This window comes from Paraburkholderia sartisoli, from assembly GCF_900107685.1.
Classification (GTDB): Bacteria; Pseudomonadota; Gammaproteobacteria; order Burkholderiales; family Burkholderiaceae; genus Paraburkholderia; species Paraburkholderia sartisoli.
In genome coordinates this window covers 1,562,036-1,583,489 of the sequence record NZ_FNRQ01000001.1, presented here as the reverse complement: position 1 = coordinate 1,583,489, position 21,454 = coordinate 1,562,036, and the positions used below count along the sequence as shown (strand labels likewise).

General features: G+C 63.8%; 15 protein-coding genes. 1 reads left to right on the top strand and 14 read right to left on the bottom strand.

The window, feature by feature from the left end; all coding sequences use genetic code 11:
• Nucleotides 1-20 precede the first annotated feature (20 nt).
• From BLV45_RS07095 to BLV45_RS07035, 13 genes are all read right to left on the bottom strand, one after another.
• The gene (locus tag BLV45_RS07095) at nucleotides 21-2,429 is read right to left on the bottom strand and encodes an efflux RND transporter permease subunit (RefSeq protein WP_090530842.1); all 2,409 of its coding nucleotides are present in this window, start codon (nucleotides 2,427-2,429) and stop codon (nucleotides 21-23) included.
• A gap of 33 nt (nucleotides 2,430-2,462) precedes the next feature.
• Nucleotides 2,463-3,602 (bottom strand): WD40/YVTN/BNR-like repeat-containing protein, encoded by a 1,140-nt coding sequence (locus tag BLV45_RS07090; protein ID WP_090530840.1) that lies wholly within the window; start codon nucleotides 3,600-3,602, stop codon nucleotides 2,463-2,465.
• Nucleotides 3,603-3,701: 99 nt separating this feature from the next.
• Nucleotides 3,702-5,072: a DUF1329 domain-containing protein gene (locus BLV45_RS07085; protein WP_090530837.1), complete on the bottom strand. Its 1,371-nt coding sequence runs from the start codon at nucleotides 5,070-5,072 to the stop codon at nucleotides 3,702-3,704.
• A gap of 30 nt (nucleotides 5,073-5,102) precedes the next feature.
• Nucleotides 5,103-6,770 (bottom strand): DUF1302 domain-containing protein, encoded by a 1,668-nt coding sequence (locus tag BLV45_RS07080; RefSeq protein ID WP_176954083.1) that lies wholly within the window; start codon nucleotides 6,768-6,770, stop codon nucleotides 5,103-5,105.
• A gap of 789 nt (nucleotides 6,771-7,559) precedes the next feature.
• Entirely contained in the window at nucleotides 7,560-9,128 is a 1,569-nt protein-coding gene (locus BLV45_RS07075; protein ID WP_090530831.1) for a class I adenylate-forming enzyme family protein, read from the bottom strand.
• 219 nt (nucleotides 9,129-9,347) lie between these two features.
• Nucleotides 9,348-10,256, bottom strand: coding sequence for an SDR family NAD(P)-dependent oxidoreductase (locus BLV45_RS07070; protein ID WP_090530828.1), 909 nt, complete (start codon nucleotides 10,254-10,256; stop codon nucleotides 9,348-9,350).
• Between the two features lie 259 nt (nucleotides 10,257-10,515).
• Nucleotides 10,516-11,373, bottom strand: coding sequence for an enoyl-CoA hydratase/isomerase family protein (locus BLV45_RS07065; protein ID WP_245753133.1), 858 nt, complete (start codon nucleotides 11,371-11,373; stop codon nucleotides 10,516-10,518).
• Nucleotides 11,342-11,533, bottom strand: coding sequence for a hypothetical protein (locus tag BLV45_RS07060; protein WP_090530822.1), 192 nt, complete (start codon nucleotides 11,531-11,533; stop codon nucleotides 11,342-11,344). Before BLV45_RS07060 ends, BLV45_RS07065 begins: the two co-directional genes overlap by 32 nt.
• Before the next feature lie 45 nt (nucleotides 11,534-11,578).
• The gene (locus BLV45_RS07055) at nucleotides 11,579-12,775 is read right to left on the bottom strand and encodes an acyl-CoA dehydrogenase family protein (protein ID WP_090530819.1); all 1,197 of its coding nucleotides are present in this window, start codon (nucleotides 12,773-12,775) and stop codon (nucleotides 11,579-11,581) included.
• Nucleotides 12,776-12,787: 12 nt separating this feature from the next.
• On the bottom strand, nucleotides 12,788-13,969 hold the full coding sequence (locus BLV45_RS07050) for a lipid-transfer protein (protein WP_090530817.1): 1,182 nt from the start codon (nucleotides 13,967-13,969) through the stop codon (nucleotides 12,788-12,790).
• A gap of 55 nt (nucleotides 13,970-14,024) precedes the next feature.
• Nucleotides 14,025-14,819: an enoyl-CoA hydratase/isomerase family protein gene (locus BLV45_RS07045; protein WP_090530814.1), complete on the bottom strand. Its 795-nt coding sequence runs from the start codon at nucleotides 14,817-14,819 to the stop codon at nucleotides 14,025-14,027.
• 291 nt (nucleotides 14,820-15,110) lie between these two features.
• Nucleotides 15,111-16,355 carry a thiolase family protein gene (locus BLV45_RS07040; protein ID WP_090530811.1) on the bottom strand — a complete coding sequence of 415 codons (1,245 nt, stop codon included), beginning with the start codon at nucleotides 16,353-16,355 and terminating at the stop codon, nucleotides 15,111-15,113.
• Nucleotides 16,356-16,416: 61 nt separating this feature from the next.
• Nucleotides 16,417-17,193, bottom strand: a complete 777-nt coding sequence (locus BLV45_RS07035) for an enoyl-CoA hydratase/isomerase family protein (protein ID WP_090530808.1) — start codon at nucleotides 17,191-17,193, stop codon at nucleotides 16,417-16,419.
• A 288-nt stretch (nucleotides 17,194-17,481) separates the two neighbouring features.
• On the opposite strand from BLV45_RS07035, the gene BLV45_RS07030 reads away from it, so the two are divergent.
• Nucleotides 17,482-20,208, top strand: a complete 2,727-nt coding sequence (locus BLV45_RS07030) for a LuxR C-terminal-related transcriptional regulator (protein WP_090530805.1) — start codon at nucleotides 17,482-17,484, stop codon at nucleotides 20,206-20,208.
• Nucleotides 20,209-20,302: 94 nt separating this feature from the next.
• On the opposite strand, the gene BLV45_RS07025 is transcribed toward BLV45_RS07030, so the two are convergent.
• On the bottom strand, nucleotides 20,303-21,439 hold the full coding sequence (locus tag BLV45_RS07025; RefSeq protein WP_218133531.1) for an acyl-CoA dehydrogenase family protein: 1,137 nt from the start codon (nucleotides 21,437-21,439) through the stop codon (nucleotides 20,303-20,305).
• Nucleotides 21,440-21,454: the final 15 nt, after the last annotated feature.

Here is a 21,454-nt window from a genome sequence, read left to right as displayed (position 1 = left end):
ATAATCATCCACCCTTGTCCTTACTCCGCCAGCGCTTCCGGGCATGAGACCGCCCTCTGCCTGCCGCCGTGGAGCAGGAAGTGGGACAGCGCGGGAATCAATACAAGCGCACCGAGCATGTTCCAGAGGAACATGAACGTCAGCAGGACTCCCATGTCAGCCTGGAATTTGATGGGCGACCAGGCCCAGGTGACGACCGACATCGCCAGCGTCACGCCGATCAGCGCAATGACCTTGCCGGTGAACCCGAGTGCTTCGCCGTAGGCCTCTTCGAGCGAGGCGCCCTGGCGCTGCAGCGCTAACTGCACACTGACCAGGTACAGCGCGTAGTCCACGCCAATGCCCACGCCCAGCGCCGTGACGGGTAGCGTAGCGACCTTCACGCCAATGCCGAGCGCCACCATCAGCGCCTCAGAGAGAATGGATGTAAGCCCGAGCGGTACCACTGCAACGACCACCGCGCGCCAGTTCCTGAACGTCACGAAGCAGAGCGCGACGACGGCGGCATAGACGAGCAGCAGCATCGTCCGGTTCGCCTTCTCGACAGCGATGTTCGTCGCCGCCTCGATGCCAGCACTGCCGGCAGCTAGCAGGAACTGGCGATCCGGTGCATCATGCTGCGCCCCGAATGCTTCGACGACCTTGACGACGTGCTCCAGGGTCTTCGCCTTATGATCGGTCAGGAACGCAATGACAGGTGCCACGGAACGCGCGCCATTGACGAGCTCCGGGTTTGCGATATACGTGTCGTTCACTGCGGCCGCCGCAGTGGCGGGATCGCGGCTGATCGTCATCCACCTCGGATCGCCCTCGAAATCCGCCGCGGTAATCCGGCGGCTCACGCCGCTCACGGAAACCGTCGTTTCCACTCCCTCGACCTCGCGCAACGCCTGCTCGAGATTGTCCATTTCCACCAGCGTCTTATAGTCGGCAATGCCACCCGGGGGCGTCTTGACGATCACCGCGAACTGGTCGGTCGACAAGCGGTAGTGGCCTGTAATGTAAGCGTTGTCGCGGTTGTAGCGCGAATCCGCCCGCAGTTCTGGCGCGCCCGCATCGAGATCGCCGATCTTCAGATGTTGACCGACCACGAGGCCACCTGCACACAACGCGCCCGCAAGCAGGATTGCCGCGCATGCCGGACCGCGCCGCGTGAATGGTATGAGCAGCACGGCGAGCGCTTGCCGCTTCTCCGCCCGCAGACTGCGCGCCGCCGCTGTGGCGCTGACGCCGGTATACGAGAGCATGACAGGCAGAAAAACCAGATTCGTGAAGATCAGCACCGCTACCCCGACACTGGCCGCGACCGCCAGCCCGCGAATCACCGGAATGTCGATCAGCATCAGGACTGCGAAGCCCACCGCATCGGCCAGCAGCGCGGTCAGTCCGGCGAGGAAGAGACGCCTGAACGTGTAGCGTGCCGCGACGTATCGGTCGGTTCCGCGTCCGATGTCCTGTGTGATGCCATTCATTTTCTGGGCGCCGTGAGAGACCCCGATTGCGAAGATAAGGAACGGCACCAGGATCGAGTACGGATCGAGATCGATACCCAGCAGCCGAACGATGCCGAGCTGCCAGACGACAGCCACGAGCGAGCAACTGATCACGAGCGCCGTACTGCGCACGCAGCGGGTATAAGCGTAGATCACGGCCGTGGCGATCGCCGCAGCCACGGCAAAATACACGGCGACCTGCAGGAGACCCGCGATCAGGTCGCCGACCAGTTGCGCAAAGCCGATCACGTGGATATCGATCCCGTCATGCGCGTAATCGTGCCGGACCCGCTCGATCGCATCATGCAATGCACGGGCGTCCAGTGGCTTGCCGGTATCCGCGTAGTGATCGAGCAGCGGCACGAAGATCGTGCTGGAATGCAGGTCGTCGGCCACGAGCGAACCCAGGATGCCCGCACGCGCCACATTCTGGCGCAGCTTGCTGATGCTCGCCGCTGATCCGTCATAGTTGTCCGGCATCACCGGACCGCCCTGGAAGCCGTTCTCCGTCACCTCGGTCCAACGCACGACCGGCATCCACAACGATTTCACGAACGCCCGATCGACGCCCGGCAACAAATAGATCCGGTCGTTGATCTCGCGCAGCACCTTCAGATATTCCGGATCGTAGACCGTGCCGTTGCGGTTCTCGATGACGATCCGCACCGAGTTGCCGAGGGAGCGCAACGAATCGACGTTCGCCAGGTAGTTGCGAATGAACGGACTCGACTGCGGCATCATGCGCTCATAGCTCGCGCTGACGTTCGACTTCACTGCCTGAAAACCAAGCAGCATCGTCGCGATGACGCACACGGCCACGATCCACAGCCGATTGTTGAAGATCAGCCGTTCGAGCCGGGATCCCGAGTTCGACTCGAAATCTTCTCTTTTGCGCATGACCGGAGTGGCTTCGGCGCGCTGCGAATTGGGATTCATACCGATACTCTCTCTGTACCTGTTCAACGGTCTTTATCGGGTGGACACGGTAGCGGGGCCATTCAACGAAGCAATTGCAAGCCCGCCATCCTTCAAAGGGAGGACGCCAGTCAGCACCGATGGATGCCGAAGCGTCACCCGCCGGAAGCTTTCGACGCGTTCGTCGTAAACCGCCGCTTCGCCACCGGCGGTAACGAAGATGACTTCGTGACCGGATTCGAACGGCATTGCACTCGTCACGGCACCGTGCAAGGGGCTCGGTGTCGGCGCCCATGTCACGCCGCGATCGAGGCTTCGGTAGATCGTGCCGCGCAGCCCGAAGGCGTACAGCGCGCGTTCGTCACCGGTCATGCCAAAGAAGCTTCCCGCATAGCCGGTCTTGACCGCGAGAAACTTTCCGCTCACCGGATCGAGCCGGAAGATCGTGCCCTTCTCCGCAGCGAGATAGACATCGTTCCCCTGCCCGTACACCGCGTTCAGATGCAAGAAGTCCGGATTGTCGATGCGATCGAGAATGGGACGCCACGTTTTGCCGCCGTCATCGGTCGCGATCGCCATCCCGAACGGTCCCACCGCGATGCCATGCCGCGCGTCGCGGAACCCGACGCTCAACAGCGGCAGCGACGGACCCTGTTTGTAATTCAGTGTCAACTGGTCGAGAAACGGCTGCATCGCCGCATTGCCACCGGCGATCTGCTGCTTGTAGTACGCGACGAGGGTCGTGGCGGCCATGCGGCCATCGAGCTGACGTGTCCACGAATCGCCGCCATCGACGGTGTGCAGAACGACGCCATCGTGACCGACCGCCCAGCCTTCCTGTGGGGTCGGAAAACTGAGCGCGAGCAGGTCGCTGCGTACGGGCACGCCGACCTGCGACCACGTTTTTCCTTCGTCGCCGGAAACGGCGATCAACCCGCGCATCCCCACTGCGACGATGCGCGCGCCGGCGCGCGCCACGGCCATCAAGGGTCGGCCGGCCACTTGCGGATGCATGACCGCAGGCGCATCGAGCGGGTCGACGAAAGGATCTTTCGCCACGCGGCCCACGACGCCTGCGCTCTGCTGCGCCTGACTGCCCTGCTCGTGTGCGTGCGCCGCCGAACCCGCGGCGATGACCGCGATCAATGCGAGGCCGGCGCGCACGCGTCTCCGATAGTATTTGATATGAAGCATTTCTAACCCTCGATCCAGCAGTGCAAACGGGGCGCCCGGTCGTTCGCGGGCGAGGTGCCGCGACGACAGAGGCCCCGATGATGGTATGGAGGACGCGGCTTAACGCAGACCGGTTCCGGGCATGCCCGCGGGCGTGAACAGATTCGGCCTGGTCAGGTGGTCGGACACGCGCAGGAGCGGCGCGCCGTTTTCCCCAGTCGTATAAGTCAGGAAGTAATTGCCTTTCTCGAGGTCATAGAAGCCATACGTGAAGGAGAACACACCGCCTCCGTCGTAAAGGGGAAACAGGTAGTTGAGGCCGACGCGCCAGAGTTTGCCGTCGTGTCCGTAGCCGTCCGCTTCGACGATGTTCCAGCTATCCTCGTCGATGTATAACGTCCGCTTCGAGTAAGCGTGGCGCGCGTCGGCCTTCAGCGTAGCCTCGACGACCCAGACACGATGACGCTCAAAGCGTACGGCCTCCGGCTTGATGTGCTTCGGACCGAATACGTCATCAACCGGCAACTGGGAGAGACGATAGTTGTCGTATGGAACGATCATCTCCTTCTTGCCGATCAGCTTGAAGTCGAAGCGATCCATGCGCCCCTGGAACATGTTGCCTTCGTCCCAGAACAGCACGCCGCCATAACTCGCCGCCGGTGTGTCGTACTTGTAGTCAGGCGCCATACGGGTGCGCCGCTGCGAAGGGAAGTACGCCCAGCTCACCTGATCGGCAACGGAGTAGTTGATCGAGTAATCCAGCAGCGCCGTCTGGCCCGCCAGCGTCGGCGGCGTCAGAATCTGGAGCCAGGCACGATCGTAGGGGCCTGTCAGATTGTCCTTGTACTTCTGGTCGTAGTAGGGCCGATACTCGATGGCATTCAGAACCGGAAGCGCCGTGCGCCCTCCCGAGGAATCGACCAGATGGCCGCCCATGTTGGTGACGGAGAATTCCGTTCGCCGATAGTTGAGGAGCGCGTCCCACACGGCCTCGTAGCCATTCTTCGGAATCGGGAACGGAATGCCGCCGAACGCGCCGGTCACGCCATCGCCCTCGACCTTGCCGACGAGCTTTGCCGTAGTCGCGTTCTTCAACGTGTTTTCCGTCACCCATTGCGGATAGAACACCGACCGATGCGTCTGATAGACGTCGAGACGAAAGTCGGGGAAACGTTTGAGCAGTGCTTGCGTGCCCGGCGTCAACTGATCCGCGTATTGCCCCATGTTCTCAGCCGTCACGCTGAGGAGCGGCTTCTCGCCTTTGTACGGGTCGGGCCACTTGCCGCTATTCGCGACATAGTCCGCCGGCGGGGTCGACAGGCCACCCGTGTAAGCAGGGATGGCACCATCGGCGCTGGCTGCCTTTTCGGCGCCGAATTCGGTCAGGGTCGTGCCGAGCTGTTTCGCTTCGTCGGCCGAAACGGCCGCAAACGCACCGGCTCCACAGAGCGCCAATGTTCCGGCTACGGCGACGTGAATCAAGGTCTTCATGAGTGTCTCCAATATTGCTTCTAACGCACGTCAGAACGACGACTGCAAGGTCAGCGAGACCCACGGCCGGTCGTTGAGGTCGTACACGCCGGATCCGGCGTTGTAGTACTGCAAAGAACCAATCGAGGTGCTCCCATTGGGCTTGGCGTGATATCCGTTGTAGGCGAGCGTCACAGTCGCCTTCTGGCGAATCAGCGCCTGGACGCCGATCGAATAGTTGAAGACGCCCTGTGCACCGCCAGCGGAGCCCGGATTGATCGGATTGACGCCATACAGACCACCCGTGATCGAAGTCGGCATGGAAATGTCCACGCCCGGGAAGACCTGCAGCCACTGCGGCGCGAACAGGACGCCGAAGCCAACGTAGTCGCGCGTCGAACATCCGTTCCACTTGTCACCGTTTGGTCCGCACGCGTAGCCCGAACCGATGCCGTTGTAGATGGAGCCGTTCTGCGTGACGGACAGAAGGTGCGTATAGCTTATTTCGGCCGTGAGCGTCCCGGTGTCCCAAAGAGGCGTGCGCGAGAGCGGCACGATCGCGTTCGTCACGATGTTCATGACGTTACCCGTCGCCCCTTGCGGTGATACCGCGAGCACTGCGGTGTTAAGCGCGGTGTTGTGACGGTACGAGGCTTCGAAACCTGCGCTCACACTGCCAAGCGTCGTATCGAGGCTGTAGCCGATCAGGTCCGCGCCGCGGTTGTACCCAAGGAAGTACTGGCCTTGCCTGTTGGACAGAACCCACGGCTGGGTCTCGTCGAGACGGCGGAAATAAAAGCCCATGCTGCCGTCCATGAAGTGCGGCGTCCAGCCGATCTTCACCCCGAAGTTGTTGTCGACGTTCGGAGGTGTCGCGGCGTCTCCCATGCGAATCCCGCCCGGACCGATCGACGGACCTTGCGCGATGAAGTCCGCTGACTCGAGATACGTGCCGCCGGTCGGCAGGCGGTTATACGTCCAGCCAAGGTAGTAGATGCCGGACACCGACACCTCGGGCGTGACCTGTGCCGTCATGCTGACCTGCGGCCGGGGCAGCAAAAGCTCCTTCGTGGTCGTGCCGGGCGAATTGAGGGCCTTGATGACGTCGGTCGCACCCTGCGCGTACGAAATGCCCTGGCTTGGGGAAAGCAGTGAATTACCCCAATACTCGGTGAATTGCCCCACCTTGAAATAAATAGCGTGGCCCGCAACGTCCGTGTTATAGAACCCGAAGGCGTCGAGCAACTGAGCGCCCTCGACGTAATAGCGGTTCGTGAACGGACTGTAGACACCGTTCGGATACGAGGGTGCGTATGCCTTGGGCGCGATCGTGCTGCCGGCTGGATTCGTCACGTCACCGCTGCCGTAGGCGAAGTCTTTCCATGCGGAACCCGAGAAACGTACACCGACATAGCCTTGATAGGCCGCGGTGAACTCGGAAAGAACGGTAAGCCGGTTAGTGACGATGTCGCCGGCGTGAGCGAACTTGTAATCACCCTCATCGAAGACCGGACTATTGCCGATCATCGGATCGATGCTATGGGCACGCATGCCAACGTTGTAGCTGACTGTGTTGTCCCAGTTGACATCCCAGTCGGATCCTGTGGTGAACCTGAACGCATAGGCATGCAGCGGCATGACCGTGGCGATCACGCTCGCCAATAACGTGAGGCGCGGCAGGCGTGAAGTTGGCCGATCTTTCGAACTGCTGTCAAACATCTCCTGGTCTCCTGTTGTTTTCATCGCCAGCGCTTCGCTGAGCCAGAGCGTCAGACAGGTTGCCGGCGTGCGATCTTCGTCCTGCGACTAACCTGAGCGCGCTCGACGACGAATCGAAAGCGCGCACCGTCGCCTCCCCTGGATTCAGCCACGCGAACTTGCTGAATCGACTACGCGTACCAACCGGATGACGAGCCGTTTTTTTTGACGATCAAACCGACGAACCGTCCACCCCGAAGACACCGCGAAGCCAGGTCCAAGGTACGCGCCACGATTTGTTTCCTCCCCTGTACAAAGAGGGGGGGAGGGGGAGGGAGCGGCCTTCTGTCCGGCCATGGCGGTAGCCGGCATAGCGATCGTGCAGAGTGAATTGCGCTTCCTGTAACGCCATGCAACCGCCCGGTGCTCGCACCCGGTATGCCCCGCTTTGCGGCATGACGTGAGTCACCCCTGCGTATCGATGCGCAGCGATGCGGGATAGTCGGGCAATTGAGCGAAGCGACCGGCGGGGGAAGGCGCGACGGGCATGCCCGTCCTTGAGGAAGGCGTAGCGGGGATGAGAAGGTTCATCCGGGGCGAGACGTCGTGTCGGGGCTGAAGAGTGTGCCCGGAAATGAGAACGGTTGCCTGGCGCCCAGGCCGCCCGCGGCAGGCCTTACCCTTCCCTTATGTTCTCGTTGTTGCAGTGAGGCTGGGGCCGCAACCCGCACACATGAAGGTGCCTTGCAGCCAGGATCACGCCGAACCGGGCAGTCGCGGGCGCACTGCCGCCCTGCCCTGAAGCAGCATTCACGAGACGTGGCGATCCTTGCCTTCCCAGTACTTGGCACGCACCTGACGACGCAACACCTTGCCTACGACACTGATCGGCAACGCATCGACGAACGTGATCGATTTCGGTCCTTTGAATCGTCCAAGCTTTCCTTTGACGAACTCGATCAACGCTTCGGCGCTCACGGACTCGCCTTCCTTGAGTTTCACTTCGGCATGCACGGCCTCGCCCCACTCCTCGTCCGGGATGCCTACCGCCGCCGACATCGACACGGCCGGGTGCGCGCTGAGCGCCGCTTCGACTTCGACCGCGTAGACATTGAAGCCGCCCGTGATGATCATGTCCTTCTTGCGATCCACCAGATAGACGAAGCCACCATCGTCGATGTAACCCAGATCGCCCGACTTCCAGAAACCGTTTTCGAACTCGGCCGCCGTCGCCTCGGGATTCCGGTAGTAGCCGGAAATGACGCCGCGGCTACGCGCCCAGATTTCGCCGACTTCACCGGGCGCCACTTCGTTGCCTTCGCTATCGACGATCATGATCTCGACGCAAGGCTGAATGCGCCCGGCGGAGCCGAGCTGCTTTTCGGTCGCCGTCAGATGATCGGCTTTGCCGAGAATGCCGACGGACTGCAGGCTTTCGGTTGCGCCGTAGAACTGCACGAAGATATTGCCGAAACGCTCCTGCGCCAGTCTCAGCCTGGCGGGGCTCATCGGTGCGCCGCCGTAGGCGATCGTGCACAGTGTCGACAGATCGTAACGGGCGGCCTCCGGCATTTCGAGCAAACGGTAGATCAGCGTCGGCAGCAGCAAGGTCATCGTGATCCGCTCGGCCTCGATGTTTCTGCACATCAGTGCGAGATCCGGAAGATTTTGCGTGACAGTGCAACCGCCGCGAAACAACGTCGCCAGCACACCGAAGCCCGAACCGTGGCTGATCGGCGCCATGTGCAGCATGCGCGTGTCGGGAAGCTGGAACTGGTCCGGCTCCATGAACATGGTGTCGCGGCAGGCGAGCCAGTTATCCATCGTGTACTCGGCGCACTTGCCCGCGCCGGTGGTGCCGCCGGTGAATCGATAGACGAGGATGTCCTTTTGCGTCTCGCTTTCGACGCCGGGATCATGATCCGCAACGCCTTCGAGCAACGCCCAGAACTCGAGCAGGCCGTCGCGCTTCATCGGCGCGGCGTCCATGCAGACGACCGTGGCGCCCAGCGCGCGCAGCATGTCGTAGTAGCGATCGACGAGCGCGGCCTCGATGAAGACGACCTTCGGCCGGATGTACTCGGCCTGGCGGCAATGCTCGTCGAAAGAATCGCGGAAATTCGTGTACGCCGCCGCGGCCTCGCCCTTCAGCGCGGTCCAGAAATGCAGCAACGACATGTTGTCGTTTTCGAGCAGGCAGAGATAGATATCGCCGCGGCGAAGCTGCAGGCGTTCGCGCATCATGTTCACGATGCGATTGGTCAGCGCGTGGAACTCGCGGTATGAATACCGGCGATTGCGCTCGATATTGACCAGGGCCTCCTTGTCTCCGAACCTGCTGACGAGATTCGCGAACAGGCGGGCGAAGTTGGTCTTCATCTTTGTCTCCTGGAATCATGCCTGCCGGTAGGCCCGCTTGCGGGCATTACGGTACATCGCAGACCGGCAGCTCTTCTAGAATTTTGCGCCGGAGAACGGCGAGGCCGGGCCGGCCGTCGCCATCCACGCGTCAGAGCCAATCCTTCGACGCGTGCCTCCGGTGTACCCTGCTCAATGCCATGTCCCGGTCGCGTGTTCTGCTGCGACCGGAAGCCGCGCTTATGCGGGGGCGCCTTGCATGGTGGTCACGAAGGCATGAACCTGCTGGTTGGCGTCGTCGCGATGAACGGACGTGCTCCAGTCGGTGATGCGTTCGAATTGAGCCTGCACAGCGTCGGCCGACAGATCCTCACTCGAAATGTACACCGGCTCCGTTTCGACCAGGCGAATGGCCGAGAACACGCCGCCGCTCGCACCGAGGACCACCTTGTTCGGCGCGTTTTCGCTCACCAGGAAGAGCGCGCCCGGCGTCACCTGCCCGGGGCCCGTCGCCTTGAGGATGGCTTCCGGCAGGATGTCTTCCGTCATGCGGGTCGCCGCCATCGGCGCCAGCGTGTTGATGCGGATGTCGTTCTTCTTGCCTTCGATGGCCAGCATGTTCATCAGGCCGACCACGGCCATCTTGGCCGCGCCGTAGTTCGCCTGGCCGAAATTGCCGAAGAGGCCGGCCGCCGACGTCGTCATCAGGACACGGCCATAGTTCTGCTCGCGCATGGTTTCCCACACTGCCTTGGTGCAGTAGGCCGACCCCATCAGATGCACGTCCACTACCGCGCGGAAGTCCGCCATTTCCATCTTGGCGAAGGTCTTGTCGCGCAGGATGCCGGCATTGTTGATCAGGATGTCGATGCGGCCGAACCCGGCTTTGGCCTGCTCGACCATGGCCGTGACCTGCTCGAAATCGGCGACGTTGGCGCCATTGGCAATCGCCTGGCCGCCGGCCTTGCGGATCTCCTCGACCACGGCCAGCGCGGCGTCCGACGAATTGCCCTTGCCGTCGCGACTGCCGCCAAAATCGTTGACTATCACCTTCGCGCCGAGCTTCGCCAGCTCCAGCGCGTGCACGCGGCCGAGGCCGTTGCCCGCGCCCGTCACAATGGCCACGCGGCCGTCAAATCGAATCGTCATAGTAGTGTCCCCAAGTACTGGATGATGAAAAGCGTGCGTGGGTGGTGAGCCGCCACGCACGACGTGCTGAATTGCCTGAAGAGACCGGACCGGGCACAGTCGAGGATAGAAACGCGCCCGGCAGCCTGATCGCCACGGTACGGCACCCGCGTCCGCTCCTCACCTCCCCTTGTGGACGGGGGCGCCGGCGGGCGGTCCGACGGCTCCGCGCCACGGCTTCCCGGCGGCCCGGCCGATGAATTCGACGCGCCTGCACCGTCTAGAACAGACGTTGCGCCCCGCCATAAAGCGGCGGCTCTTTCGCGAAAAACCGCCGTATCGCCTCGGCGTTGTAGCTGCTGGCCGCGCAGATCCCCTGCACCGCGGTTTCGAGCTGCGCCATCGCATGCCGGTCGGTTTCGAAGGTGTGATTCAGGATGCCCTTCGCCATGCCGAGAACGTGCGTGGGCGCGTCGTCGAAGCGCCGCGCGTAGTCAACGGCAGTCTCGCGCAGGCGCTCGGCCGGCACCACGGCCTGCACCAGGCCGATCGAGAGCGCCTCGTCGGCCAGGATGTCGCGGGCGGAGAAGACGATCTCCCTGGCGCGCACCAGCCCGACGAGGCGCGGCAGGATGTACATCAACCCGAGGTCGGGCGCAAAGCCGATACGCGGAAAGTTGGACGCCAGCCGTGCCCGGTCGCTTGCGACGATGAAGTCCGCGCCCAGCGCGAGCGACAGCCCGGCGCCGACCGCGAATCCATCGATGGCGGAGATCACAGGCTTTTCCAGGTCCATCAGTTCGGCGTGCCAGCGATGGGCGTCGAGCAGCGCGTCGCGCACGAGAAGCGGTATCTCGCCTTCTTTCCCGTCGTCACCGAGGTCCGCGCCCGAGCAGAAGTGACCACCGGCGCCGGTCAGCACCACGGAGGCGATCGAAGCATCTTCCCGTGCCGTCTCGATCGCGGCGGCCAGCAACTGCCTGGACTCCTCATCGAGCGCGTTTCTGCGCTGCGGACGATTCAAGATAATGACGGCCGTCTTGCCGTCCTTCTCGAACAGAATTTTGCTATCACTCATGTCTTTTCTTGCGAACTGGCTACGGCGTTCAGCGCACGCTGCCTGACTTGCCGCCGGCAACGCTCGATCGAGTCTCGCACCAGCCGGCAAGCACGGATTCAGTGTCCTCGCCTCGCAGCGGGACCGCGCCAGGGTGCATGCCTTCGATCGGTGCCGGACCGATGCCGGCGACTTCCAGAATGCGCAGCCCTTGCAGCAGACCGCTTCCGTTTGAGCCCATGTATTGCCTTCCCCCGAATAGGACGCCAGCGGTGCAAGCCGGTGTCTAAAGCTGGAACATCAGCCTGGCAATGATGCCCCGCTGCACTTCACTGGTGCCGCCGTAGATCGTCGACGCGCGGCGCAAGAACATATCGTTGGCAATCCCCCGCGCGAGATCCTGCTGCGGATAGGCCGGCACCGGCGCCGCGTCATGCGGATGCGGGTACGCAACGGCACCGTAGTCGCCCAACGCATCGACCTGGGCTTCCGTGATGCGCTGCTGCAACTCCGTGGCTCGCAGCTTCAGTATCGAACCCAGCACGTGCGAAGCGGGGTGGTGCTGCATTTCGAATTTCGCCACCCGCTGGACCAGCATGCCGATCGCCTCCTGCTCGGCGTCGAGCCGAGCCAGCTTGAGCGCGAACGCCGGGCAATCGATCAACCGTCCGCCGCCCGCCTGCAAGGTCGTCGCAAAGCGGCGCAGTTCGCGCATGTAACGCTTGATGTCGGGCAAATCCGCGGTCGTCGCATGCTCGTTGTTGAGCAGGAACTTGGTGATGCTCCAGCCGGCGCCTTCCGTGCCGATCAGATTCTTCACCGGCACGCGGACGTTGTCGAAGAAGGTTTCGTTCAGGTGATGGGCGTCGTCGATGCTACGGATCGGCCGCACCGTGATGCCTGGCGTCTTCATGTCCACCAGCAGAAAGCTGATGCCGGCCTGCTTCTTGACGCTCGTGTCCGTGCGAACCAGCAGAAAGATCCAGTCCGCGTCGTGCGCGTAGCTGGTCCAGATCTTCTGGCCATTCACGACGTAATGGTCGCCGTCGCGGACGGCGCGGGTCCTGAGCGACGCCAGGTCCGAGCCCGCGCCGGGCTCGGAAAATCCCTGGCACCAGAGCCGCTCGCCGTGAAGCGCGGCCGGCAGGTGCTCCGCCTTCTGTTCCGGCGTGGCAAACGCGTTCAGCACCGGTCCGAGCATTTTCTGGACAAAGCCGTCCTGGGTCGGCGTGCCGGCCGTCACGCATTCCTCGTCGAACACCAGCATCCGGGCCACCGACCAGCCGGTGCCGCCGTGTTCCTTCGGCCAGTAAGGCGCACCCCAGCCATGTTCGTTGAGGAGCTTTTGCCAGCGCAGGATCTGCGCGCGCGGCGAGCGCGTGCAGCGCGGCAGGCCCTTCAGTTCCGGTGACACCTTCTCGCGCAGGAATCGACGGACTTCCTCGCGAAACACGTCCAGCCCAGGATCAGCTTGAAAGTCCATGCCCGGCCCCCGTCAATCTTTGCGGTACATCGTGACGACCGCGGCGCCGCCGATGCCGACGTTGTGCTGCAGCGCGACGCGTGTGCCTTCCACCTGGCGCTGCTCCGCGCGGCCGCGCAGTTGCTGGACCAGTTCCGTGCACTGCGCGAGACCGGTCGCACCAATCGGGTGGCCCTTCGAAAGCAGGCCGCCTGAAGGATTGACCACGTAACGGCCGCCGTACGTGTTGTCGCCGTCGTCGACGAATTTCTCCGCGCCGCCTTCCGGACAGAGCCCGAGCGCCTCATAGGTCAGCAGCTCGTTCTGCGCGAAGCAGTCGTGCAGCTCAACCACGTCGACGTCTTCGGCGCCGATGCCGGCCATTTCATAGACCTTGCTGGCCGCCGCGCGCGACATGCCGAAGCCGGCGAGATGGCGCATATCGCCGGAGTGGAAGGTTTCCGCGCCGTCGGTGGTCAGTGCCTGACCTGCGATCCAGACGCTCGTATCGAGCCCGTGCTTCTTCGCATAGGCTTCACTGCACAGCACCGCCGCCGCCGCGCCGCAGGTGGGCGGGCACGCCATCATGCGCGTCATGACACCGGGCCACATCACCAGGTCGGCCAACACCTCTTCCACGGTGACGACCTTGCGGAATACGGCCAGCGGGTTGTTGGCGGCGTGGCGGCTCGCCTTCGCGCGGATCTTTGCAAACGTCTCGAGCGGCGTGCCGAAACGGTTCATGTGATCCTGGCCGGCCGCGCCGAACAGGCGCAGGGCCGGCGGCACTTCGTCGGGCACCACGTCGGCGCACTGTTGCTGGAACAGTTCCAGCGGGGCGGGCCGGTCGGTGAAGATAGCGCCCAGCGCACCCGGATTCATCTGTTCGAAACCGAAGGCCAGCGCGATGTCCGCCATCCCGCTGGTGACGGCCTGATTCGCGAGGAACAGTGCCGTCGAGCCGCTTGCGCAGTTGTTGTGGACGTTGATGATCGGAATGCCCGTCATGCCCACGTCGTACAGCACGCGCTGGCCAGCGGTCGAATCGCCGAACACGTAGCTGGCGTAGGCCTGCTGGATCGACTCGTAGCCGACACCGGCGTCCGCGAGGGCGAGCCGCACGGCTTGCCCTCCCATCACGGTGTAGGGGGCGCTCTGGCCGGGCTTCTTGAAGGGAATCATGCCCACACCGGCAACGACGACTTTCTGCGTCATGTCTTTCTCCTGGAATGTTTGATCGTGATGGTCAGGTACGGAAACGCGTGGTCCGTCAGAAGAGACGCTGCGTTCCCGGATAAAGCGGCGCTTCCCTGGCGAAGAAGCGCCGCATTGCCTCGGCGTTGTAGCGGCTGGCCGCGCACAGGCCCTGCACCGTGGCTTCGAGTTGCATCAGCGCATGCCGGTCGGTTTCGAAGGTCCGGTTCATGATGCGTTTGGCCATGCCGAGCACATGGGCCGGCGCATGCTCGAAACGCTGCGCGAATTCGATGGCGGCCTCCCGCAGATTTGCGGCCGGCACGACCGTGTCGGCCAGCCCAAGCGCGAGCGCCTCGCGGGCCTGTATCTCGCGTGCGGAGAACACGATCTCCTTGGCGCGCACAAGGCCGACGCGACGCGGCAGGACGTACATCAGCGAGAGGTCGGGAATAAAGCCCACGCGTGCGAAACTCGAGACGAAGCATGCGCGGTCGCTCGCGATAACGAAGTCCGCGGCGAGCGCCACCGACAAGCCGGCCCCCGTCGCGAAACCATCGACGGCGGAAATCACCGGCTTCTCGAGGTCGGCGAGCGCACCGAACCAGCGGTCATGGTCGAGCAACAGATCACGCACGAAGAGCCCGCGCTCGCCGGGAACTTCGTCGCCGAGGTCCGCGCCCGCGCAGAAATTGCCGCCCGCGCCGGTCAGCACGACCGCATGTACGGACGGGTCGTGCCGGATCTCCTCGATGACGGTCGTCATACCCGTCTTGATGGTGTTGTCGAGCGCATTTCTTCGCTGCGGCCGGTTCAGCGTGACAATGGCCGTCCCGCCCACTTTTTCCAGTAGCACCGTGTTATCGGACATGCAGATTTCCCCTCCGTCGTAGCGTCCTGATTCGTACTTGCTGAACCATGGTAGGTAAGCGAGCATCGCGCGCGCCCCCCCCCTTTTTTGCCGTCGGCGGCCCCTCGGGCATGGGATGCCCCTTGGCCTGGGGGGCAACTCCAGGTTCAGGCATGTTGTCCTTCACGCCTCGACGGGCAGACGCCGTACACGCGGCACCGGCACCCCTTCCATCGCGAGAGGGGTCGACCGGATTGCACGCGACAGCGCCGGCGCGTCACGTGCGCGATACCGGGTACGCGCGTCGCGCGCTCAAGCCCGCGCGAAAATGCCGACGTGCTCGGTCGATTCCTCGATGCGCCACAACCCGCCGCCATTGCCCTGTAGCGCGATGCGCGCGCCCTCCACCTGGCGCGGGCCGCAATTGCCGCGTAGCTGCTCGACCAGTTCGAAGATCTGGCCGATGCCGGTCGCGCCGATCGGATGGCCCTTCGATTCAAGGCCGCCCGACGGATTGACCGGCAGCTTGCCGCCCAATGAAGTCTCACCGCGCTCGGCCATCACACCGCTCGTGCCCGGCTCGCACAGACCCAGCGCTTCCATCGACAACAGTTCGCCGATCGCAGTCGCGTCGTGGATCTCGGCGACGTCGACTTCCTGCGGCGAGATGCCGGCCTGCTCGAACGCCGCCTTGCCGGCCAGATGCGTGCAGCCTTTGTTGAACTCGTCCGCGGCGCGCGCCGACGCCGAGCGCACTACGCTCGCCAGCACGCGCACCGCGCGGCTGCGATCAAAGCCATGCTTCTTCAGCGCCGCGCCGGTGCAGACGATAGCCGCAGCCGCGCCGTCGGAGATCGGCGAGCACATCGGCAAGGTGATCGGATAGGTAATCGGCGGTGCTGCCAAAACCTCTTCAATGGTCATCGCGTTGCGGTACTGGGCGCGCTCGTTGTGCACCGAGTGACCGTGGTTCTTCGACGCCACCGCCGCGAGCTGCCGCTGCGTGATGCCGAAGCGCTCCATCAGGCCGCCCCGGCCGAGCGCCGCATACACGTCCATGAACGGGCTGTACGGCTTCGCCGACTGTGAACCCGGCGGCACCTCGACGTTCTTGCCCATCTGCGAGAGGTAGTTCTTGTTATCCTCGAACGTCTCGATGTCCCAGGCCGACTCGAAGGCCGAGAACATCTTGGCCTTGTCGTTGTAGAACATCTTCTCGGCGCCCACGGCGAGGACCACGTCGGCCGCGCCCGCGCGCAGTTGCGTCACGGCGAGATTGAACGCGTGGCTCGACGAGGCGCACGCGCCTTCGAGATTGAAGATCGGAATGCTGTCGAAGCCGAGCGGCAGCAACGCCACCTGGCCGCGGATCATGTGCTGGCCGTCGAAGTGGCCCTGCGTGCAGTTGCCGAAGAAGGCGGCCTGCACCGACTTGCGGTCGCAACCGGCGTCGCTCAGCGCGTCTTCCACGGCCCAGGCGGTGAGCTGCTTGATCGATTTGTCCGTGTGGCGGCCGAACGGCGTCATGCCGACGCCAACGATGTAGATGTCTTCCATGTCGTCTTTCCAGATTCTATGCAATGGCGGGGAGCGCGGATTCGCGGCGCCCGATTTCCAGTCAGTAGCCCTTGAATTCGGGCGTGCGCTTTTCGACGAAGGCTCGCAGGCCTTCGGCGATGTCGTGCGAACGCTGGTGGTTGCGCAACTCCAGCAGCTCGTGGCGCAACGCGTCGGCAATCGATTTGTCCGGGGCTTCGTCGGCGACCTGCTTCATGCGACGCAGCACCAGCGGGCTCTTCTTCGAAAGCCTGTCGCCGATCGCCTGCACGCGGGCCGCCAGTTCGGCGTCGGCCACCACCTCGCTGACGAGGCCACAGGTCCTCATGTCTTCGGCCGGCAGCGAATCACCCGTGAAAAGCAGGTACTTGGCGATGTTGTGCGGCACCTTACGCGGCAGCACGGCCGCGCCGCCACCGCCGGGGAAGACGCCGAAATTCGAGTGGGCGTCACCGAAACGCGCGCTCTGCGCGGCAATCACGAAGTCGCAGGCCAGCACTGTTTCGAGGCCGCCGGCCACGGCCAGACCGTTGACCGCTGCGATCACCGGCTTCGGGAAGGCGCGCAGCAGATCGAAGAACACCACCAGCGTGTCGAGGAAATCCATTTCGCCGGGCTGCGCCGGATTGCTGGCCGTCTTGAGATCGGCGCCGGCGCAAAAAGCCGGACCCGTACCGGTCAGCGCGACCACGCGCACCTGGGCGTCCTCGCGCCAGGCGAGCAGTTGCGCCGTCATCGCGAGCACCATGTCGCGGCTCAGCGCATTTCTCGCCTCCGGGCGTGTCAGGGTGATCCAGCCGACCTGGCCGTTCACCGCGAAAGAAACTGGTTCGCTCATCTCCTCTCCTTGATCCAGAATCGAAACGCCCACAGCGTCTCCGTCCGTTGCAAGGTAAGTCAGGCGAGAGCGTTCACGCACCTCCCCTTGCGGACGTACATGATTTCCCGCGCCCGGCGGCGCAGGCTCGAACAAGTATCGCGCGGCTGTGGCGGTCGCACCGCCGTCAGGCCTTCGTCTTCCAAAGCGGAAGTCGAAAGGCCATAATATGTTGTCAGTCCCCGAACGATGTGGCATTGCGATTGCGCGACGAAATCGCGGGACAAACCAACCAGGCATGCCTAAGCAATGACTTCCGACAATCTCCTCGTGGCAACGAAGTTCTCGCCGCCGCGCCTCGGCCCCCGTCACATTTCCCGTCAGCACCTGCTGGGCCGCCTGGAGGAGACGAAGTACTGCTCCGCCACGCTGATCACGGGCGGCGCCGGCTTTGGCAAGACGATCCTGCTCGCGCAATGGCGCCTCGCGCTGATCAAGACCGGCATCGACGTCGCCTGGCTTTCGTTCAGCCACAGCGACCGGGACTTCTCGACCTTCTGCACCTACCTGCTGGCGGCGTTCCAGCGCCTCGGCATGCCGTCCGACAGCATCGTGCCGTACGCCACCGGCAGCGAACAATCGATCGACGCCGTGGCGGCGGTCGTCACCAGCGCGATGGAGGAGATCGATCGCGAGGTCTATTTGCTGATCGACGACTACCAGCACGTGGAAGCGCCCGCGGCGCACCGGCTGATGCAAAAGCTGCTTGATCACTGTCCTGCCAACCTGCACATCGTCATCGCTTCGCGCACCACGCCGCCGCTGAGCCTCGGGAGGCTGCGCATGCAGGGCCAGTTATCCGAAATCGACTTCGGCGAGTTGCCGTTCGATCTTGACGAGACGCGTGCCTTTTTCGAGCAGAACCTCGGCACGCTGAAGCTGACGGCGGACGAAGTGCGCCTGATCCACGATCTGACAAACGGTTGGCCGGCGAGCCTGCAGCCCATTGCCACCATGTTGCGCATCAGGCCGGCCAAGCGCGCGAATCTGCGCGCGCTGCTGTGGAAGTCGGCTGATCTGCAATCCTATCTCGCAGAGGACGTGGTGGCCTATCTGCCGCCCGAGCTGGTCAGCTTCATGGAAAAGGTATCGCTGTTCCGGCGCTTCAACGCGGAACTGGCCGGCTACGTTACCGAAGATCCCGCTGCGGCCGGGCTGATCAAACGCGCGGAGGATGAGAACCTGCTGATCTATCGCTTCGACTCGGACGACCGTTCGCCGTGGTATCGCTTCCACCCGCTGTTTGGCGAATTCCTTGCCCAGCGGCTTGCACAGCAGGGGCGGGACGTAATCGAAGCGCTGCACCGCCGCGCGAGCCGCTGGTTCGCGGAACAGGACCTGCTGGTCGAATCGGTGCGGCATGCGAGCATGGGTGGCGATCTCGACTTTGCCGCCGCCGCGATGGAGCAGGCCACGGCCAGGTCGACGTGGAACATGACCTACATCAGTCCCATGTTGCAACTGCTGGACCGCCTGCCGCAGGAGACACTGTTTGCTCATCCAGGCCTTTTCTATCTCGGCTGCCTGACCTACGCCCTCACCGGCCGCCCCGACAAGGCCGAACGCTGGCTCGAACAGATCCGTCGCACGGACGCCGCGAAGAACCCGGCGATTTCCTCGAAGTTCTTCATCACGGATTCTTCGATCGCCGTGCAGCGTGACGACATGCAGCGCGTCATCGAACTGCTGGCGCCTGCCTGCAGCTTGCCGATCGAAAACCCGTCGTTGCGCTACATCTGTCTGGCGGGTCTCGCCGCCGCGTATCTCGCGGTCGGACGTCAGGCCGATGTGCACCGGCTCCTCGACGCGAACCCCGTTGCGCCGGAGGACCGTGACAACGACATGGCGATGGTCTTCGAGAGCATTCGCGCGCAGGCGTACCTCATCGCCGGGGAAGCCACGGAAGCCGGGCGACTGGGCGCCGGCATCCTCGCGCGCGCCGAAGCGGCGTTCGGGCGCGGCTCGATAGCGGCCAACCTGTGCGCCGCGACGCTGGCCGACGCCTATTACGAACTGGACCGTGTCGACGACGCGCGCGAGGTGCTCGCCAACCGTACCGGCATCCTGCAATCATCCTGGCCTGACGTGATGACGCGCGCCTCGCTGTGCCGTGCACGTCTGGATTTCCTGCAGGACGCGCCGGAAACGGCGCTCGCCTTCCTCGAAGCACAAGCCTCTCACTTCCACCTTCAGGGGCTCGACCGTGCTGCCGCCCACATGCTGGGCGAACAGGTCAACATGCTGCTCGCCACCGGCGAGCGCCGCCGCGCATCGGAACTGGCCACCCGGCTCGATGGTCTGCACAAGCAATATGCGAACGCAACCGGCGTCTTTGTCGAAATTCCCGCCGTCGCCGCAGCCGCGCGCGCGCAGCTCGCCATGGCGGACAGCAATCCGGGCGAAGCGCTGAATGCGCTGGCCGAGGTGCGTCGCCTCGGAGAATCGCATGGGCAGTACCGGCTACTGGTGCGTGCGAATCTGCTGGCCGCCGTGGCGCACCACGCGCTGCAGCAGGAGGCCGAGACGGTCCGATGCCTCACGGAGGCGGTTAGCCTGGCCGCGAAGCTGGGGCTCATTCGCACGCTGCTCGATCTTAAAGCCCAGATTGGCGATCTGCTGGCGGCGATGCGTGACAACGCGAGCCTGCCGCCGCTGGTGGCTCACTATGTCGACGACCTGCTGACCCGAATGACGCCGGGTGCCGCCGCGGTGCAGGGTACTCAAACGGGCACTGCAGCCAGGCCGGGCGCGGGCATTCGCGCCTACACCGACCCTCAGCGGTTTTCGCTGACGCCGCGCGAACTGGAAATCCTGACGCTGATCTCGGAAGCAATGTCGAACAAACGGATCGCGCTGACGCTGAATATCACCTTCGGCACGGTGAAGTGGAACGTAAAAAACATTCTGGCCAAGATGGGTGTGTCGAGCCGCTATGACGCCATTTCGCTGGCGCGCCAGCGCGGCCTGCTGAAGTAGCTCCGAAAAAGGAAGGGGCCAGCTTACCCACTGGCCCCCTCATGAACCGGACGATCCTGATCAGCGCGCCCCGTCGTCGGCAACCTGCCGCCGCTCAGCGTGAGCCGAGGCTGCGCGCGATGATGACCTTCTGGATGTGGCTCGTACCTTCGTAGATCCTGGTCACGCGCGCATCGCGGTAGAAGCGCTCGACCGGGAAGTCGGTCAGATAGCCGTAGCCGCCATGAATCTGGATCGCGCCGGAACAGACCTTCTCCGCGATTTCGCTGGCAAAGAGCTTCGCCATCGACGCTTCCTTCGCGCAGGGCACACCTGCGGCCTGCAGTCGCGCTGCAAACAGCATGTACTGGAACGCCACGTCGACCTGGGTCGCCATGTCAGCGAGATCGAACGCAACGCCTTGCAGTTTGATGATCGGCGCGCCGTAGGCTTCACGCTCCCTCGCGTACTTCACCGCGGCTTCCAGCGCGGCGCGCGCGACGCCGCAAGCCACCGCGGCGATACCGATGCGCCCTTCGGAGAGCATGCCCATCACGCGCTTGTAGCCGCCCCCTTCCTCGCCCAGCAAGTTTTCCGTCGACACGCGGTGATCGTCGAGCTGGATCGCGGCGACATGAGCGGAGCGCCGGCCCAGTTTCTCCTCGATGCGGGTCACGTTGTATCCCGGCGTGCGCGGATCGACGATGAAGAGGCTCGGCCCCTTCGTGCCTTCGGGCGTCTCGGTGACGGCCGCGAGCGCGAGTCCAACGCCGGCCTCGTTGCCGTTCGAGATGAACTGCTTGCTGCCGTTCAACACGTAGTGGTCGCCTTCGCGGCGCGCCGTCGTGCGGAACGCGGCGGTATCGGAGCCGGCTTGCGGCTCGGTCAGCAGACCCGCGACAATCGTCTTGCCCGAAGCCATGTCCGGCAAGTACTTGCGCTTCTGCGCTTCGTTGCCGCCATGAACCACCGCGCCGGCGAGGCCGTTGTGCACGTGCAGGATCGTTGCGAAGCCGGCATCGGCGGCGGCGAATTCCTCGATGGCGAGGCAATACTCCGGGAAGGTCGCGCCCGAGCCGCCATATTCCTCGGGAACGTGCATGCCGAGAAAGCCCAGTTCGCCCACGGCCTTCAGCTCGCTGGTCGGCCAGGCGCTGGTGCGGTCGCGCGCGGCGGCCGTCGCGGCGACGACTTCCTGCGCTACCTTGCGGGCCGCATCGCGGATCATGACTTCCTGCTCGCTCAGGAGCACGGTGGATGCTTCGCT

Excerpts from the sequence above, each read along its gene's own strand:
- BLV45_RS07095 (WP_090530842.1), bottom strand. The coding sequence starts at position 2,429 with ATGAATCCCAATTCGCAGCGCGCCGAAGCCACTCCGGTCATGCGCAAA.
- BLV45_RS07085 (WP_090530837.1), bottom strand. The coding sequence starts at position 5,072 with ATGAAGACCTTGATTCACGTCGCCGTAGCCGGAACATTGGCGCTCTGT.
- BLV45_RS07075 (WP_090530831.1), bottom strand. The coding sequence starts at position 9,128 with ATGAAGACCAACTTCGCCCGCCTGTTCGCGAATCTCGTCAGCAGGTTC.
- BLV45_RS07045 (WP_090530814.1), bottom strand. The coding sequence starts at position 14,819 with ATGTCCGATAACACGGTGCTACTGGAAAAAGTGGGCGGGACGGCCATT.
- BLV45_RS07030 (WP_090530805.1), top strand. The coding sequence starts at position 17,482 with ATGACTTCCGACAATCTCCTCGTGGCAACGAAGTTCTCGCCGCCGCGC.
- BLV45_RS07055 (WP_090530819.1), bottom strand. The coding sequence starts at position 12,775 with ATGGACTTTCAAGCTGATCCTGGGCTGGACGTGTTTCGCGAGGAAGTC.
- BLV45_RS07090 (WP_090530840.1), bottom strand. The coding sequence starts at position 3,602 with ATGCTTCATATCAAATACTATCGGAGACGCGTGCGCGCCGGCCTCGCA.
- BLV45_RS07040 (WP_090530811.1), bottom strand. The coding sequence starts at position 16,355 with ATGGAAGACATCTACATCGTTGGCGTCGGCATGACGCCGTTCGGCCGC.
- BLV45_RS07060 (WP_090530822.1), bottom strand. The coding sequence starts at position 11,533 with ATGGGCTCAAACGGAAGCGGTCTGCTGCAAGGGCTGCGCATTCTGGAA.
- BLV45_RS07080 (WP_176954083.1), bottom strand. The coding sequence starts at position 6,770 with ATGTTTGACAGCAGTTCGAAAGATCGGCCAACTTCACGCCTGCCGCGC.
- BLV45_RS07035 (WP_090530808.1), bottom strand. The coding sequence starts at position 17,193 with ATGAGCGAACCAGTTTCTTTCGCGGTGAACGGCCAGGTCGGCTGGATC.
- BLV45_RS07050 (WP_090530817.1), bottom strand. The coding sequence starts at position 13,969 with ATGACGCAGAAAGTCGTCGTTGCCGGTGTGGGCATGATTCCCTTCAAG.
- BLV45_RS07070 (WP_090530828.1), bottom strand. The coding sequence starts at position 10,256 with ATGACGATTCGATTTGACGGCCGCGTGGCCATTGTGACGGGCGCGGGC.